The organism is Streptomyces sp. NPDC051921 (assembly GCF_040680975.1).
GTDB lineage: Bacteria > Actinomycetota > Actinomycetes > Streptomycetales > Streptomycetaceae > Streptomyces.
The window spans coordinates 317,747-334,045 of sequence record NZ_JBFAXU010000001.1 but is presented as its reverse complement, the minus strand read 5'-3'; the positions used below and the strand labels follow the sequence as shown (position 1 = coordinate 334,045).

Genomic DNA, 16,299 nt, shown 5'->3' with positions numbered 1-16,299 from the left:
GTGCCGGGTCGCGTCAGCTGCGTGTGACGGTCCCGCACCCCCGCGGGAGGTCGTCGAGGGTCTTGCTGCGGTCGTACGGGTCGACCGGCGGGCCCGTGACAGTAGGCACGGGTGCCGCCTGCAGGTCCTCGCGGAAGGCCGGGTGGTAGAAGCCGTCGGGGGTGCGGTCGCAGAAGCTGTTGCCCGCGTTGGCATTCCAGTCGTGCAGGACGAGCCGGCCCTTGGTGACGGCGTAGCCGCCGGGGTAGAAGGCGAAGACCACCTCGCGCCGCACGATCGTGCGGGCGACCTCGTCGGCTCCCGGACGGCTCCGGACCAGCGGGTAGACGAAGGTGTAGTCGGTGCGGACGAGGACCGCGTCCGCCGCCCGGCCCTTGCCCTTCTCCACCGTCATCCGGCCGCGGGTCTTCACCACGGTGCCGACGAGGTGGACCTCGGACGGCTCGAAGCGGCTGAAAAGGGTGGTGGGGTCGTTCTTCTCCGTCGGCTCGGCCAGACCGCGCTCCAGTTCTTCGCGGACGTCCGGCTGCTTCGGGTCGATCAGCTCCAGGGCCGCGACCGGCTTGCCTCCTCCGAGCACCGCCGGGTCCAGGTTCGCCGCGACGAGGAAGTCCCTGGACCTCTTCAGCGCGGTGGCGACCTGGTCCTTCGACATCCAGCCCGTCGCCTTCGCCTCGGGCAGCGCGATTCCGGCCGCGCCGTCGGCCCAGCGGAGTGCCGGGGAGCCGCGGAAGGGCTCCTCCAGGGTGGGGCGGTTCGGGTCGACCGGGTCCGGCGCGGCGGTCGGACGCGCCGTCTCGGCGGCGAGCGGGGTGGTGTCCTCGGGTCGGTCCGTCCAGCTGGACGGCAGGGCGGAGGTCACGCTCCCAGGGAGCAGGCCGGTGACCAGCTGCGGCCGTACGGCGACCAGCGCGAGCCCGATGGCGAGGGCGACGCCGACGACGGCCTTGGCCCTGCGCCTGCGGGCGGCGGCGCCGTTCATCTCCTGCCAGGCCGGGCCCGTGCGCCAGCCCGCGGGCTCCTCGCGCTTCGGCCGCCCGGTCCGCTTCGGGGCCCTCGGCGGCTTCGCGGGCCTGACCTTGCGCAGGGCCCGGTCCTGCTCCGCGGTACCGAGGCCCTGCTCACGCGCCGCCTCGACGAACGCGGCCCACTCCTCGTCGGAGACCGACGGCTTCTCGCTCATGTTCCCCACCCCTGTGCTGCGTGCTGCGCTCCGGACGTTCTCATGCCGCCACACGGGCGGAAAAGCCAGGTCAGAGGCTCTTCATCAGTTCGTGACCGGGCGCCGCCGGGCAGAGGTGGTACATGCGCACGAGCGACGAGGTCTACCACCGGGTGGTGTGGGACCCGCGCCTCGACGCCGAGCGCTTCGTCATGGGGATCGCCGAGCGCGGCGCCGCGCCGAAGCGGATGGATCTGGTCGACTTCGTCCCCGGCGGGGAGATCCCCTGGCACCGCGTGCTGTTCTTCGAGGCGGACGGGGAGCGCGTCTGGGACCGGGCCACCGGCGTGGACCGGCTCGACGAGTCCCCCGCGGGCCACGCGCACGCCGCCGTGCTGGCCGTCGCGCCCACGTACCGCACGGCCGTCGCCTGGCTCCCGCCCGACGCTCTGCGGGAGCCGATCCAGGAGATCCGGCGCGTCCACGACCGACAGATCCGCCGCTGGCCGCCGCACGTGAACGTCGTCTACGGTTTCGTACCCGAGTCCGACTTCCTCCGGGCGATCCCCCTGGTCGCGGCCGCCCTGCGGACCGTCCCGGCGTTCCAGGCCCGGCTGCAGGGCGTGCGCTGGTTCCGGCACCGTACGGACGCCACGGTCTGGCTCGACCCGGCCGCGGCGGGCGAGGAGCCGTGGCTGCGCCTGCGGGAGGCCCTGGAGGACCGCTTCCCGCTGTGCGTCGACCCCCGCGGCTTCACCCCGCACCTGTCCCTCGGCCGCAGTCACGACCCCGCCGCGCTCGCCGCGAGCTGCGAGGAGCGGCTCGGGACCATGAGCGTCCGGGTCACCGAGCTGGTGCTGCTCTCGCGGCGCGGCGACGGGCCCATGCGGGTGCGGGCCACCGTGCCGCTCGGAACGGGCACCCCCTCCGGTTGAACCCCGGGCCCCGGAAATCCGTCTAGCCAGACGCCCACGCATGACCAGTACAGACGCACGAGGGACGCACAAGCGGTGGACAACAGAAGAGTGGCGCGGCGCAGTGTGCTCGCGGGAGCGTCGGCGCTCGCCGCGGCGGCCGTCGCCGGATGCTCCGTACCCGCGCCGCCCGGCAGCGCGGTCTCCGCCGACCCGGCTCCGGGCCGGCCCGTCGCGACGGGCGGGCGGGCCCTGCTCATGCAGTTCGCCGCGCACCCGGACGACGACCTGTACTTCATGAACCCCGACACGCAGCGGCTGCTCGACGCCGGAGTGCCGGTCGTCTCCGTGTACGTGACCGCCGGCGAGCACACCGGCAAGAACCGCGTCAAGGGCATGCCGGAGACCCCGCCCGACAAGGCCGCGTACTCCGCCGCCCGCCACCAGGGCCTGCGCCAGGCGTACGCGGACGCGCTCGGCGCCGACAGGTTCACGGCCTGGGAGCGGCGGGTGACCGCCCTGGCCGGCGGGCGCAGCGCCGAGGTCGACACGCTCGTGCACGGCGGACGCCGGGTCGAGCTGATCTTCGTCAACCTGCCCATGCACGCGCTCCGCCGCTACATGGCGCTCCCCGCGCTGTGGGAGGACCGCGCCGTCGAACTGCGCACCCACCTGTCCACCGGCTCCCCCGTCACCCGCGCCGACAGCTACGACCACGACCAGCTCATCGCGGTCCTCGCCGGGCTCCTGACGGCGTATCGGCCGACCGTCGTGCACACGCTCGACCCCGACCCCGACATCCAGATCAGCGACGAGGCCACCCGGAAGCGGGACAGCGAGCAGCCCGGCTACTCCGACCACGGCGACCACACCGCCGTCGCCTGCTTCACCTGGGCGGCGCTGCTGCGCTGGGTCGCCGACGCGACCGAGGGCGGCGGACCGGTCCCGGCGTTCACCGTGAACGCCTTCCGCGGCTACTACAACCGGCACTGGCCGAAGAACCTCCCGCCCGGCGTCCTCGCCGAGAAGGCCGCCCACCTCGTGCCGTACGGCGGCGACCCGGCGTGGGACTGCGGAAACCCCTCCGGCTGCGGCGACTACGGCGTCGGCGGCGACCGCCCGCTGACCAACGGGAAGGGCTGGGTGCGCGCCACCCACCACCGGTGGCCCGCCCCCGGGCCGGCCGTCGCCGAAGAGCGGGACGGCCGGCTCGCCGCCTACGGCGTGCTGGGCCTGCGCGCGGTCCGCTGGCGCGAGACGGCCCGGGCGTCCGGCCTGTGGGGCGAGCCGGAGGACCTGGGGGGCGGCCCCCTGGCCCCCGCCCTGACCTCCACCGCCCTCCCCGACGGCCGCCTGCTCCTCTTCGGCGTCCGCTTCGCGGCCCTCGCCGGCCGCGGCGGCGCCAACCGGCGCGAGCTCGTCCTCCTGGAGCAGCGCTCCCCCGGCGGCCCGTTCCTCGCCTGGCGGGGCCTCGGCAACCCGGAGCGCGATGACGACCGCGGCCGCCGCATCGGCGCCCCGGTGGCCGTCACCGCTCCCGACGGGCGGGTCCACCTCTTCGTGCGCGACGCGGACAAGGGCGTCTCGACGCGGGTGCGGGCGACCGACGGCAGCTGGGGCCCGTGGCGGCCGCTGCCGGCCCAGGAGGAGCTGCAGGACGGCCTGACGGCGCTGATCGACGCCACGGGACGGGTGAACCTGCTGGCCGCGGGCCGCACGGCCGTACGGCGCTGGGTCGACGGCGCCCCCGCCGCCCCGCTCCCCCTGGCCGGCGACCCGGTCGCCGCGCTCCCGGCCCCCGGCACGGACGCGGTCCAGGTCTTCTACCGTTCCCCCGCCGACGGCCACCTGCGCGCGACGACCGGCCGGGCCCCCGCCTTCGAGGGCTACGGTCCCCTCGCCGCCGCGCCCGGCCCTGTCCTCCTCGGCCGCGACCCCCGCGGCCGCGTCCAGCTCCACCGCGCCGGCCGCCTGTCCGTCCGCACCCGGGGCGCGGCCCCGGTGGGCGCGCCGGTGCTGCACGGCGCGGGGGCGGTGATCGGCATGGGCGCGGACGCGCGGCCGTGGGTCTGGCGTCCGTAGAAACACCGAGGGCCTGCCTCCCCGGGGGGAGGCAGGCCCGAACTCGCGGTGAGATCAGGTCACTTCACGAAGTAACCGGTGATGTCCGCGAGCAGGTCGACGCTGCCGGCGTGGTTGTAGAAGCTGACCTTGCCGTCGGCGCTGACCGGGACGACCACGAGGTTCGGGATCGACAGGCCGGCGGTGAAGTTCAGGTTCGACACGGGCGGCCGGACCTGGTCGCTCGGGTAGACGGACACCCAGCCCGAGGTGGTCGGGTTGGTCGCCGTCACGTTGATCACGACCGCGGTGACGCCGCTCGCCGGGATCCCGTTGGCGCCGGTCACCTGGAGGGTGACGGCCTCCTTGGCTCCGACCTTGCCCTGCCGCACGCCCTGGCCCGCGATGGTGTTCATCAGGCGCTTCGGGCCGATGTTGATGTGCTTCGCCTGGGTGGTGTCGGTGGTGAAGTAACCGGTGACGTCACCGAGCAGGTCGACCGAGCCGGCGTGGTTGTAGAAGTTCACCTTGCCGTCGGCGCCGACCGGGACGATCACCAGGTTGGGGATCGACTGGCCCGCCTTGAAGTTCAGGTTCGACGTGCTCGGGCGCGTGGTCCCGCTCGGGTAGACGGACACCCAGCCCGAGGTGGTCGGGTTGGTCGCCGTCACGTTCATCACGACCGCGGAGACACCGGTGGACGGGATGCCCGCGACGCCCGTGACCTGGAGGGAGGCCGTCGAGGCCGGGCCGAGCTTGGCCGCGACTCCCTGGCCCGCGATGGTGTTCATGATGCGCGTGGGCCCGGTGGTGGCGAAGGTCGAGCCGGTGTCGTCCTTCGTGTAGTAGCCGGTGATGTCGGCGAGGAGGTCGACGGAACCGGCGTGGTTGTAGAACCGCACCTTGCCGTCGATCACCGGGACGGTGACCAGGTTCGGGATCGAGACCCCGGCCTTGAAGTTCAGGTTCGACGTGCTCGGACGGTCCGTGCCGTTCGGGTACACCGACACGAAGCTGGACGTCGTCGGGTTCGTGGCGGTCACGTTGAGCACGACCGCGCCGACACCGGTGGCCGGGATGCCCTCGACGCCGGCGACCTGGAGAACGACCTCCTGGCCGGGTCCGACCTTCGCCTTCGGGACGCCGACGCCCGCGAGGGTGTTCATCAGGCGCTTCGGGGAGACCGGGTGGAAGGTCTTGGGGCCGGGTACCGTGACGGTGACGGCCGGGGAGGTCGTGACCTTGCCGGAGATGTGCGTGGCGCGGACGGCGACGGTGTGGTTGCCGTACCCGCTGACGGACACGGCGGCGCTGCGGATGTGCCCCCAGGGCGACACGACGACCTGACCGTCGACGAGCACCTCGAACTTGTTGATGAGGCTGTTCGGGGAGGTGGTCGTGGACCAGTTCACGGTCAGCGGACCGGGGGTCTCATAGCCGGTGCCGGCCCTGGTCGCCCCGCCGGTCAGCGAGTCGATCTTGAGACCGGCGACGGAGCCGGTGGCGAAGGAACGAATCTGCGGCAGCTGCGGGTAGAGGCTGTTGCCGGGGCACTGCGTGTTGAAGCCGTTGCGGTGCCCGGAGACGGCGGCGAACGAGTAGACCTTGGTGGCCTCGAAGGAGTCACCGAAGTAGTTCTTCTGCGTGACACCGGCCGTCAGCTGGGCCGTGCCGTTCGGGTCCACCCCGTACTGGCCGAGCTTGTACGCGACGACTCGCGAAGCGGAGATCAGCGCGGCCTGCGGCGCGGTCTGGCTGGTGTAGTCACCGATGAAGGACACGCTGGTCGACTCGGAGTTCCAGCCGTAGGTGTGGGCGCCCATCACCGGCTGGTCGACGCCGCCCTGGCGTCCCTCGAAGATCGTGCCGCACTTGTCGACGAGGAAGTTGTAGCCGAGGTCGCGCCAACCATTGGACTTCACGTGGTAGACGTGGATGGCCCGGACGACCGCCGCGGAGTCGGCGCAGTTGTAGTCGGCGTCCGTGGTGTGGTGCACGAACACGGCCTTGATCTTCCCGCCGGGCAGGTAGGTCGGGCCCTCGTTGTTGAGCGACTCGTCGGCCCCCCACTCGGCACGCGAGACGATCGTCGGCTTGGGGGCGGTCGACGCCGGGCCGGGCGTGGACGGCGGCGACTCGATGGAGAAGGCCGCGGGCTCCGCGTTCAGCTCGCCCGAAGACTTGTCAGCAGTGGTGCTGGCACCGGGGTCGACGAGGTCCAGACGCAGGCCCGCGGGCAGCTTGCCGTCAGCGGCACCGTCGGAGACCCGCACCTCGGCACCGTCGGAGGCGCCGACCCAGACCGGCTCGGTGGAACCGCGGGCGCCGGCCCGCTTGCCGTCGAGCAGTGCCGGGTAGGGCACCAGGTCCATCCACTCGGTCCACTCGCCGGTCTCGATGCTCCTGGTCCGCGCCTGCACCGTCCCCTTGATCTTGGCCTCGGGGTCCGTCCAGGACACGCCCAGGAGGCCGAAGCGGGCGGTGTCGCGCTGCGACAGAACCGCTTCTCCGTGGCCCTTGTCGGCGAGGGCGAGCTTGTGGACCTCGCTCTTGACGGGGCCGTTCTCCTCCCCGTTCGCGCTGTACACGTCGGCCGGAGCCGGCGTCTCCGCGTCGTTCCCGAAGACCGCCCCGTTCGCCGCCGCCTGGAAGGCGAGGACCGTGACACCTGCGAGTGCGGCGCCTATCGCCGTACGACGTATTCGCGTGGCCGTTCTACGTCGCGCTCGACGTCCCGATTTCAAGTTGTCTCCACCCCTGATTGGTCATGACACGCCTGACCGGCCGCATGCTACGGGACGTCAGGTTTGCGTCTGCCACCGGGGGGTAAAGCGGAGGACCCCGCACCGCCGAAGCGGTGCGGGGTCCTCGCGGAGCTCTGTCGAGCTACCAGGTCAAACCACCGAAGTTCGTGAGAACTTACTTGGTGATCTTGACGACCTGGCCGGCGCCGACGGTCCGGCCACCCTCACGGATGGCGAACTTGAGGCCCTCCTCCATGGCGATGGGCTGGATCAGCTCAACGCTCATGGCGGTGTTGTCGCCCGGCATGACCATCTCGGTGCCCTCGGGGAGGGTCACGACGCCGGTCACGTCCGTGGTACGGAAGTAGAACTGCGGGCGGTAGTTGTTGAAGAACGGGGTGTGACGGCCACCCTCGTCCTTCGACAGGATGTAGGCCTGGGCCTCGAAGTTCGTGTGAGGCGTGACCGAACCCGGCTTGATGATGACCTGGCCGCGCTCGACGTCCTCGCGCTTGATGCCACGGAGGAGCAGACCGACGTTCTCACCGGCCTGGCCCTCGTCGAGCAGCTTGCGGAACATCTCGATGCCGGTGACCGTGGTGGTGGTCTTCTCGGTCTTGATGCCGATGATGTCGACGGTCTCGTTGACCTTGAGGACACCACGCTCGATACGACCGGTGACGACGGTGCCACGACCGGTGATCGTGAAGACGTCCTCGATCGGCATCAGGAACGGCTTGTCGACGTCACGCTCGGGCTGCGGGATGGACTCGTCCACGGCGTGCATGAGGCCGAGGAGCTTCTCGCCCCACTCCTTGTCGCCCTCGAGCGCCTTGAGCGCCGAGACGCGGACGACCGGCAGGTCGTCGCCCGGGAACTCGTACTCGGAGAGGAGCTCACGGACCTCGAGCTCGACGAGCTCCAGGATCTCCTCGTCGTCCACCATGTCGGCCTTGTTCAGGGCGACGACGATGTACGGAACGCCGACCTGGCGGGCCAGGAGCACGTGCTCCTTGGTCTGCGGCATCGGGCCGTCGGTGGCGGCGACCACGAGGATGGCGCCGTCCATCTGCGCGGCACCCGTGATCATGTTCTTGATGTAGTCCGCGTGACCGGGGCAGTCGACGTGGGCGTAGTGACGCGACTCGGTCTGGTACTCGACGTGCGCGATCGAGATCGTGATACCGCGCTGGCGCTCCTCGGGAGCCTTGTCGATCTGGTCGAAGGCCGAGGCCTCGTTCAGGTCCGGGTACGCGTCGTGCAGCACCTTGGTAATGGCGGCCGTGAGGGTCGTCTTACCGTGGTCAATGTGACCGATGGTGCCGATGTTGACGTGCGGCTTAGTCCGCTCGAACTTCGCCTTCGCCACTGGGGTCCTCCTGTGGAGTGGTTCTGTACGCCTTACTCATCGGCGCCAGGTGATCTTTGCTGGGATGCCGTCCGCCGGGGGCTCTCGCCTCGGGTTCGAAGATCGAGCCCCGGCGGACGGTGTCAAGCCTAAAGCGTGTACTCGGGAGAGTTACTCGCCCTTGGCCTTCGCGATGATCTCCTCGGCGACGTTCCGCGGAACCTCGGCGTAGGAGTCGAACTGCATCGAGTAGCTTGCGCGACCCGAGGTCTTGCTGCGGAGGTCTCCGACGTAGCCGAACATCTCCGAGAGGGGCACGAGGCCCTTCACGACGCGAGCGCCGCTGCGCTCCTCCATGGCCTGGATCTGACCACGGCGGGAGTTGATGTCACCGATGACCTCGCCCATGTAGTCCTCGGGCGTGACGACCTCGACGGCCATCATCGGCTCAAGGATGACGGGGGAAGCCTTGCGCGCGGCCTCCTTGAAGGCCTGCGAACCGGCGATCTTGAACGCGAGCTCGGAGGAGTCGACCTCGTGGTAGGCACCGTCGAGAAGGATGACGCGGACGCCAGTCATCTCGTAGCCGGCCAGGATGCCGAACTGCATGGCCTCCTGCGCACCGGCGTCGACCGAAGGGATGTACTCCTTCGGGATGCGGCCACCGGTGACCTTGTTCACGAACTCGTACGAGGCGTCGCCGCCCTCGATGGGCTCGATCGCGATCTGCACCTTGGCGAACTGACCGGTACCACCGGTCTGCTTCTTGTGGGTGTAGTCCACGCGCTCGACGGCCTTGCGGATCGTCTCGCGGTACGCGACCTGCGGCTTGCCGACGTTCGCCTCGACCTTGAACTCGCGACGCATACGGTCGACGAGGATGTCGAGGTGGAGCTCGCCCATACCACCGATGATGGTCTGGCCGGTCTCCTCGTCCGAGTGCACCTGGAAGGAGGGGTCCTCCTCCGCGAGACGCTGGATGGCGACACCCAGCTTCTCCTGGTCACCCTTGGACTTGGGCTCGATCGCGACCTGGATGACCGGCGCCGGGAAGTCCATGGACTCCAGGATCACCTGGTTCTTCTCGTCGCACAGCGTCTCACCGGTGGTGGTCTGCTTCAGGCCCATGACGGCGACGATGTCGCCGGCGCCCACCGAGTCGATCTCCTCACGCTTGTTCGCGTGCATGCGGTAGATCTTGCCGATGCGCTCCTTCTTGCCCTTGACGGAGTTCAGCACCGAGGTGCCGGAGTCCAGGCGACCGGAGTAGATCCGGACGAAGGTGAGCTTACCGAGGTGCGGGTCGCTCGCGATCTTGAACGCGAGGGCGGCCAGCGGCTCGTCGTCGGACGGCTTGCGCTTGACGACCTCCTCCGGGTCGTTGACGGCGTGGCCCTCGATGGCCTCGACGTCAAGCGGGGAGGGGAGGTAGCGCACGACCGCGTCGAGCAGGGGCTGAACGCCCTTGTTCTTGAACGCGGTGCCACAGAACACCGGGGTGACCGTGGTCTCGCCGCCCTTGCCGGAGGCGATGGTGATACGACGGATCGCGGCGTACAGCTGCTCCTCGGTGGGCTCCTGGCCCTCGAGGAAGAGCTCCATGATCTCTTCGTCGTTCTCCGCGACGGCCTCGACGAGCTTGCCGCGCCACTCCTCGGCGAGCTCGGTGTGCGAAGCCGGGATGTCGACGACGTCGTACATCTCACCCTTGGTGGCCTCGGCGGACCAGACAAGGGCCTTCATGCGGACGAGGTCGACGACGCCCTGGAAGTCGGCCTCGGCGCCGATGGGGAGCTGCATGACGATCGGGGTCGCGCCGAGGCGGTCCACGATCATGTCGACGCAGCGGAAGAACTCGGCACCGGTGCGGTCGAGCTTGTTGACGAAGCAGATGCGCGGAACGCCGTAGCGGTCCGCCTGACGCCAAACGGTCTCGGACTGCGGCTCGACGCCGGCCACGCCGTCGAACACCGTCACAGCACCGTCGAGCACGCGCAGCGAACGCTCCACCTCGACGGTGAAGTCGACGTGGCCCGGCGTGTCGATGATGTTGATCGTGTGGTCGACGTTCTCGAGCGGCCAGTGGCAGGTGGTGGCAGCAGAGGTGATCGTGATGCCACGCTCCTGCTCCTGCTCCATCCAGTCCATCGTGGCAGCGCCGTCGTGGACCTCACCGATCTTGTACGAGACACCGGTGTAGAACAGGATCCGCTCGGTGGTGGTCGTCTTGCCCGCGTCGATGTGGGCCATGATGCCGATGTTGCGCACCTTGGCCAGGTCAAGCGAAGTGGTAGCCATAAGGCTTCAGTCTTCTCTCGGTCTCGATGTGGGTTGCGACTACCAGCGGTAGTGCGCGAAGGCCTTGTTGGACTCGGCCATCTTGTGCGTGTCCTCGCGCTTCTTGACCGAAGCACCGAGGCCGTTCGAGGCGTCGAGGAGCTCGTTCATGAGGCGCTCGGTCATGGTCTTCTCGCGGCGGGCGCGGGAGTAACCGACCAGCCAGCGCAGCGCGAGGGTGGAGGCACGACCGGGCTTGACCTCGATCGGCACCTGGTAGGTGGCGCCACCGACACGGCGGGACTTGACCTCGAGGGACGGCTTGACGTTCTCGAGAGCGCGCTTCAGCGTGATGACCGGGTCCTGGCCGGTCTTCTCACGAAGACCCTCCATGGCGCCGTACACGATGCGCTCGGCGGTGGAACGCTTGCCGTCCAGCAGGATCTTGTTGATCAGCGAGGTGACAAGAGGAGAGCTGTAGACCGGGTCGATGATGACCGGGCGCTTCGGGGCGGGGCCCTTACGAGGCATTCTTACTTCTCCTTCTTGGCGCCGTAGCGGCTGCGAGCCTGCTTACGGTTCTTGACGCCCTGCGTGTCGAGGGAACCGCGGATGATCTTGTAACGAACACCCGGCAGGTCCTTCACACGGCCACCACGCACGAGCACGATGGAGTGCTCCTGCAGGTTGTGACCCTCACCCGGAATGTAGGCCGTGACCTCGATGCCCGAGGTCAGACGCACACGCGCGACCTTACGGAGGGCCGAGTTCGGCTTCTTCGGGGTGGTCGTGAACACACGCGTGCAGACGCCGCGACGCTGAGGGGAACCCTCGAGTGCGGGCGTCTTGTTCTTCTCGACCTTGTCCTGCCGGCCCTTACGGACCAGCTGCTGGATCGTAGGCACTACTTCTCCGGTTTCTGTGTGCCGTCGGTAAAACTAACCTGGAACGTCGCCGACCCACGCGGTCGGGTGTGTCGAACCCCGCGGACCTCCGCCGAGGGCGGAAAAGGCGCGGATTGCGGTGGCCGGTCTCGGAACTCCACGTGCGGTTGAGGACACGCACACGGCTCCGGGCACACCCCAGGCACAAGGCATGAGCGTACCTATCGCATGGACTCCGGTCAAAACAAATGCCCACGCGCACGGCGCTCGGACGACGTGGGAGAACGCCGTTCCGGCGCGCCGGGCAGTGGTACGCGGAGGATCACGCGGGCCCGTACGAGCTCCCGCCCCGGCCGGCGCGGGACCTGGGGGTGTCTCGCCGGTCGGGGGCCGGGGTGCGGGCCGGTGGCGCCGGGGCGCCGGCGGCGGCCGAGGGGACCGCCGCGACCCTGCGGGTCCGATGGGCGCCGGAGGTCGCCCGAGGGGTCGCCACGGCCTGTCGGTGCCGTGGGCGCCGGAGGCGCGGCCTGGGCGGCCTGGGGGTGCCGCCACGACCCCGCCACCGCCCCGCCACGGCCCCCGCCGCGGGCCGAGGGCGCCGAGGTGCCGGTCGCGGTCGGCACGGACCGCCGGGCCCGGTGCGGGCCCCCGGCCCCGGACGAGGTCCGGGACCGGCTCAGTCCTGGGCGGCGCGCCGGGACTCGCCCGCGGGGCGGACGTCGCCGTCCTCCGCCTCGGGCTCCACCAGGAACTGCGTGACGACCTTGACGAAGACGTCCATCCGCTCGTCCGGGACCCCGAGCCAGCGCGCGAAGTCCTCCATGGTCGGCTGCCAGTCGGTCGGCGGCAGCAGATCCGCGGCGAGCGGCAGCTCCTCCGGGGTCACCCGGCCGGACCGGATGAGCATGTCGCGGACGGAGACCCCGAGGAGCGGGGCGATCCTGCGCATGGTCTCCAGGTCGGGCATGCTCTGCCGCTGCAGCAGGCGCGTGACGGCCGCCCGGTGGACGCCGGCCTCGTCGGCGATCCGGGACTTCCCTCCGCCGCGGGGGCTGTCGATGTCGTAGCCGCGTGCTCGCATCAGGCCCTCGACCCATCCCGCGAACTCGTCGAGCCCTTGAGTGCTCATGTGTGTACCGCTCCCTGTTTAATCCCCCACCCTTCGGGCCCCTCACTTTAGCGTGCTTGCGCGCACGGAATTACGTGCTTTCGGGCACGCAATCGTGTCGAATCGGTGAAGGCGTCTCCATGAAGGTAGTTGCGAGCTCGCACGCAACATGTCTATGTTGCTCGCCGCCGCACTCGTCGGCCTCATGAGTCCCAAGGGCCCCACAAGCCCCCGGGGCCCCATGGGCCCCGGACCGTGGAGATCCACCTTGCACCAGCCCGACACTTCCCCCTGGCAGGCCGCCGCCGCGTGCGCCGACCTCTCCCCGTCCGTCGTCTTCTCCCGGCGCGGCAAGGAGGCGGCCCCCGCCCTGCGCGCCTGCGCCGTCTGCCCCGTCAGCCGCGAGTGCGAGACGGCCGTCGCCCCCGCCGAGAGCTGGTTCGACGGCGTCTGCGCGGGCCGCCTGTGGCGCAACGGACGCCCGGTGAAGCCCCGCCGGCGCCGCGGCGAGGCCGCCGCCGAGCTCGCGGGCGCACTGGACGCCGCCGCTCCGGACGCCGCCGCGCTGGACGCCGCCGCGCTGGACGCCGCCGGAACCGTCCTCGCCCCCACCACGCCCGCCGCACCCGTCGCCGCCCCGGTCGCCGCCCTCGCCGGGGGCAGCCGTGGCTGAGCAGCAGCACGCACCGGGCGCCGTCGCCGACGAGCGGGTCGCACGGGACGTCGTCCTCTGGGCGGCCTCCCTCGTACGGCAGTTCCCCGAGCTCGCCGAGGAGCTCGCGCCCGGTCGGCGCGCTCCCGCCGGGAGCGCGCCGACCAAGCCGCACCCGGGCCGCGACGAGCTGATCCGGGCCGAACGGCACGAGGCCCTGCTGCTCGAACAGCGGCACGGCCTGTCCGTGCCCGGCCACGGCGCCGCGCCGATCCGGCTGCACATCTCGGACGCCATCCGCGACATCACCGACGGCGTGGTGGAGCTGGAGGAGGCGGTCTGCGCGCGGCTCGGGCTGCCGCGGCCGCGCCGGGCGGGGGTCGTCGAGCGGCTCCGCCGGGTCGTCGGGCTGCTCGACGAGATCGCCGCGCACCCCGTGCTCACCCGGCACGTGCGGGACGAGGTCCGCCGCATGGCGCGCCGCTGCGCGCGCACCCTGGGCGACGCGGAGACGGTCGTCCGGGTGTCCGGCCGCTGCCCCTGGTGCGACTCGGTGTCGCTGCGGGCCTTCCCGGACCGGCGCGCGGTGCTGTGCGTGAACCCGGCGTGCGTGTGCACGGACGCGGCGTGCGGCTGCCAGGACGACCCGTCCTACCGGCACCTGTGGCCGGAGGAGGAGTGGTCGGAGCTCGCGGACGCGTCGGGGGCGCGTCCGGAGGAGATCGAAGCGGCGATGGACGACACGAAGGACACCACATGCTGAGCTCGACCGCGCTTTCCCTGCCCGCGCTCATCCCGGGCCCGCTCGCCGCCGAGGAGGCGGGGGTCGCCCCGGCGACGATCCGCAAGTGGGTCCAGCTGGGCCACCTGCGGGCCGCGGGCAAGGCCGGCCGGGCCCAGCTCTTCCGCCTGGAGGACGTCTTCGCGGCGGAACGCGCGACGCGGCGAAGGCCCCGTACGGCCTGAGTCCGCGCACGTGGAAGCAGCAGCGCCCCCGTCTCGTACCGAGACGGGGGCGCTTCGTCATGCCCGCAGGAACCCGTGCAGGGAGGCGGTCATGTCCTCGACGAACCGGTCGCGCACGCCCTCCGGCACACGGTCGAGGGAGAGGTACGGGTTGAGGTCCTCCAGCTCGACCAGGAGGAGCTCGCCCTCGCGGGTGCGGCAGGCGTCGACGCGCTGGATGCCGTGGTCGAGGGTGTTCCAGTCGACGAAACGGCGCGCGAAGGCCAGATCCGCCTCGGTGGGCTCGTACGGCTCCAGGACCCAGCGGCGCTCGGGGTCGGGGGCGTGGAGGGCGTACTGGCAGCGGTCGTCGACGAAGTAGAAGGACACCTCGTACCGGAAGTCGACGCGCGGCTGGACGAGGACGTCTCCGTAGGAGAGCTCCGCGAGGCGCTCGTACGGCACGAACTCCAGGCCTATGGAGTCGGCGCCGGCCTTGGGCTTGACGACGTACTCGACCGCCTCGGGGAGCCGTTCGAGGTCGGCGGCGCGGTCGACGGTGGGGATGACGGGGTACCCGGCGGCGGTGAGGTCGAGCAGGTACTGCTTGCCGGCCATGTCGCCGCGCCCGTGGAGCGGGTTGTAGACGCGGGTTCCGGCGGCCCGGGCGCGGGCGCGGAAGGCGTCGTAGGCCTCCTGGTAGTGCAGGACGGGGCCGCTGTTGCGGACGACGACGGCGTCGAAGGCGTCCATGAGGGCGGCCGCGTCGAGGGGATGGCACAGCGCGAGGTCGAAGTGGGCACGCAGCCGCGCGGTGAGGTCGATGTCCTCGTCGCAGTAGCGCCGTCCGCGAGCGGGGTAGGCGAGATCGGTGACGTAGAGGAGACGGGGGCGGGGTCGGACGGCGGCGGACACGGGGTGACTCCTCCGGGACGGCGGGCGGGGTCGGGCGATCGGGCGGTCCGGCCAAGCTATCGGCCGGGCCTGGCGAGCACGCGGGGGCGTCGGCCCACCGCCGTCATCGCCTGCGCAGCCAGCCCTTCCCGGGCCGCTCGGCGGGCGGCGTCTCCTTGACGTACTCCAGCTCGGCGACGCGGATGTGCAGATGCCGCGTGTTCGTGTGCTCCCGTCCGTCGCCCCAGAACGACCGGCTCTGCTCGACGATCCAGGTCGTCGGGGAGGTACGGAACACGAGCCGGCCGCACTCCTCGGGCTGCGCGCCGCGCACGTAGGTCCGGCTCATCTCCTCGGCCTTGGCGAGTGCCGCCTCCCTGCCGCCCTCGACGCTGACCTTGTCGACCAGTTCCCAGCGGTCGTCGCCGCTCGCCGTCACGGTCATCTCCACCAAGACGTACCAGCTCACGGCCCCGCCTTCCGTTGTCGTGTCTCTGTCGTTCCGCTCAATCTAGACGGCCCCCTGCGCACGCGACCCGGAATCCACCCCCGAACTAGTTGCGTGCGCGCACGCTCGTCTGTCACAGTTGGTGCAGCGGCGGAGCTGTGCCCGCGAGACGGGCCGCAGACTCCGCCGTTCGCCGTCCGGGAGTGCTCCGCGCCCTTCCCCCTTCGCCCGCGTCGAGCACCCCGGGCGGCACCCGAACCACCCCGCACCATCCCGTCCCGCCCTCCCTTCCACCGAGGAGAACCGTCATGACCACTCCCCCGAGTGCGTTCCCGGACGTCGAGAAGCTGGTCGTCGACGTCCTCAAGGCCGACCCGACGATGGCCGGAATCACGGTCGCCGCCCAGGCGCCCGCCGGCTTCGACGGCACGCAGAACGCCGTCCTGGTGAACCGCCGCGGCGGCGCCTGGATCGGCGACCTGCACGTCGACAAGCCGCTGATCGAGTTCGAGGTGTACGGGCCGACGAAGACCGCGGCCCACGTCCTCGCCAACGCCGCCCGCAAGGTGCTGCTCGGCACGATAGGCAAGCAGCTCGGCGCGAACTTCGTCAGCGACGTCGAGGAGCAGGACGGGCCGCGCTGGATGCCCGACTACCTGTACCGGGGCGCCAACCGCTACCTCTGCGTCATCCAGCTCTCGCTGAACGTCTTCTAGACGCTCGCTTCCGGAGCGCCCCCACGCGCTCCCCACAGACCAGGCCTCGCCGACCCATTCGGCGGGGCCTTTGCCGTACCCGGAGCCGGAGCAGTCCGGCCCCGGGGCGGTGCCCTCACCCCTCTCATCAAGGAGAAAAACTCACC

14 protein-coding genes and 1 pseudogene are annotated in these 16,299 nt (G+C 71.0%); 6 read left to right on the top strand and 9 right to left on the bottom strand.

From position 1 onward, the window contains the following. Positions 1-13: 13 nt before the first annotated feature. Complete coding sequence (locus AB0M16_RS01630) at positions 14-1,183, bottom strand: hypothetical protein (protein ID WP_365337561.1); 1,170 nt, start codon at positions 1,181-1,183, stop codon at positions 14-16. Between the two features lie 122 nt (positions 1,184-1,305). On the opposite strand from AB0M16_RS01630, the pseudogene AB0M16_RS01625 reads away from it, so the two are divergent. Both AB0M16_RS01625 and AB0M16_RS01620 read left to right on the top strand, forming a co-directional pair. Further along, a pseudogene (locus AB0M16_RS01625) lies at positions 1,306-2,082 on the top strand (RNA repair domain-containing protein); the annotation flags it as partial. A 105-nt stretch (positions 2,083-2,187) separates the two neighbouring features. Next, positions 2,188-4,158: a PIG-L family deacetylase gene (locus tag AB0M16_RS01620; RefSeq protein WP_365337944.1), complete on the top strand. Its 1,971-nt coding sequence runs from the start codon at positions 2,188-2,190 to the stop codon at positions 4,156-4,158. Between the two features lie 59 nt (positions 4,159-4,217). On the opposite strand, the gene AB0M16_RS01615 is transcribed toward AB0M16_RS01620, so the two are convergent. The 6 genes from AB0M16_RS01615 to AB0M16_RS01590 form a co-directional block, all read right to left on the bottom strand. Beyond that, on the bottom strand, positions 4,218-6,725 hold the full coding sequence (locus tag AB0M16_RS01615; RefSeq protein WP_365337559.1) for an N-acetylmuramoyl-L-alanine amidase: 2,508 nt from the start codon (positions 6,723-6,725) through the stop codon (positions 4,218-4,220). A 331-nt stretch (positions 6,726-7,056) separates the two neighbouring features. Then, positions 7,057-8,250, bottom strand: a complete 1,194-nt coding sequence (gene tuf, locus AB0M16_RS01610) for an elongation factor Tu (protein WP_365337558.1) — start codon at positions 8,248-8,250, stop codon at positions 7,057-7,059. A 150-nt stretch (positions 8,251-8,400) separates the two neighbouring features. Continuing rightward, complete coding sequence (gene fusA / locus AB0M16_RS01605; protein WP_365337556.1) at positions 8,401-10,527, bottom strand: elongation factor G; 2,127 nt, start codon at positions 10,525-10,527, stop codon at positions 8,401-8,403. A gap of 39 nt (positions 10,528-10,566) precedes the next feature. Further along, positions 10,567-11,037 carry a 30S ribosomal protein S7 gene (gene rpsG / locus AB0M16_RS01600; protein WP_345486254.1) on the bottom strand — a complete coding sequence of 157 codons (471 nt, stop codon included), beginning with the start codon at positions 11,035-11,037 and terminating at the stop codon, positions 10,567-10,569. Between the two features lie 2 nt (positions 11,038-11,039). Further along, entirely contained in the window at positions 11,040-11,411 is a 372-nt protein-coding gene (rpsL, locus tag AB0M16_RS01595) for a 30S ribosomal protein S12 (protein WP_003948652.1), read from the bottom strand. Positions 11,412-12,066: 655 nt separating this feature from the next. Beyond that, positions 12,067-12,519 (bottom strand): helix-turn-helix transcriptional regulator, encoded by a 453-nt coding sequence (locus AB0M16_RS01590; RefSeq protein ID WP_365337553.1) that lies wholly within the window; start codon positions 12,517-12,519, stop codon positions 12,067-12,069. A gap of 247 nt (positions 12,520-12,766) precedes the next feature. On the opposite strand from AB0M16_RS01590, the gene AB0M16_RS01585 reads away from it, so the two are divergent. From AB0M16_RS01585 to AB0M16_RS01575, 3 genes are read left to right on the top strand one after another with little or no spacing between them, the layout of a single operon-like run. Further along, the gene (locus AB0M16_RS01585) at positions 12,767-13,171 is read left to right on the top strand and encodes a WhiB family transcriptional regulator (protein ID WP_365337551.1); all 405 of its coding nucleotides are present in this window, start codon (positions 12,767-12,769) and stop codon (positions 13,169-13,171) included. Continuing rightward, positions 13,164-13,913 carry a hypothetical protein gene (locus tag AB0M16_RS01580; protein ID WP_365337549.1) on the top strand — a complete coding sequence of 250 codons (750 nt, stop codon included), beginning with the start codon at positions 13,164-13,166 and terminating at the stop codon, positions 13,911-13,913. The genes AB0M16_RS01585 and AB0M16_RS01580 overlap by 8 nt, the downstream gene beginning before the upstream one ends. Beyond that, positions 13,907-14,116 (top strand): hypothetical protein, encoded by a 210-nt coding sequence (locus AB0M16_RS01575; RefSeq protein WP_365337547.1) that lies wholly within the window; start codon positions 13,907-13,909, stop codon positions 14,114-14,116. The genes AB0M16_RS01580 and AB0M16_RS01575 overlap by 7 nt, the downstream gene beginning before the upstream one ends. Before the next feature lie 57 nt (positions 14,117-14,173). On the opposite strand, the gene AB0M16_RS01570 is transcribed toward AB0M16_RS01575, so the two are convergent. Together AB0M16_RS01570 and AB0M16_RS01565 are read right to left on the bottom strand one after the other, a co-directional pair. Next, positions 14,174-15,010, bottom strand: a complete 837-nt coding sequence (locus AB0M16_RS01570) for a hypothetical protein (RefSeq protein ID WP_365337545.1) — start codon at positions 15,008-15,010, stop codon at positions 14,174-14,176. A 103-nt stretch (positions 15,011-15,113) separates the two neighbouring features. Beyond that, complete coding sequence (locus AB0M16_RS01565; protein WP_365337543.1) at positions 15,114-15,458, bottom strand: hypothetical protein; 345 nt, start codon at positions 15,456-15,458, stop codon at positions 15,114-15,116. Positions 15,459-15,745: 287 nt separating this feature from the next. On the opposite strand from AB0M16_RS01565, the gene AB0M16_RS01560 reads away from it, so the two are divergent. After that, on the top strand, positions 15,746-16,153 hold the full coding sequence (locus AB0M16_RS01560) for a hypothetical protein (protein WP_365337541.1): 408 nt from the start codon (positions 15,746-15,748) through the stop codon (positions 16,151-16,153). The last annotated feature ends 146 nt before the right edge of the window (positions 16,154-16,299 follow it).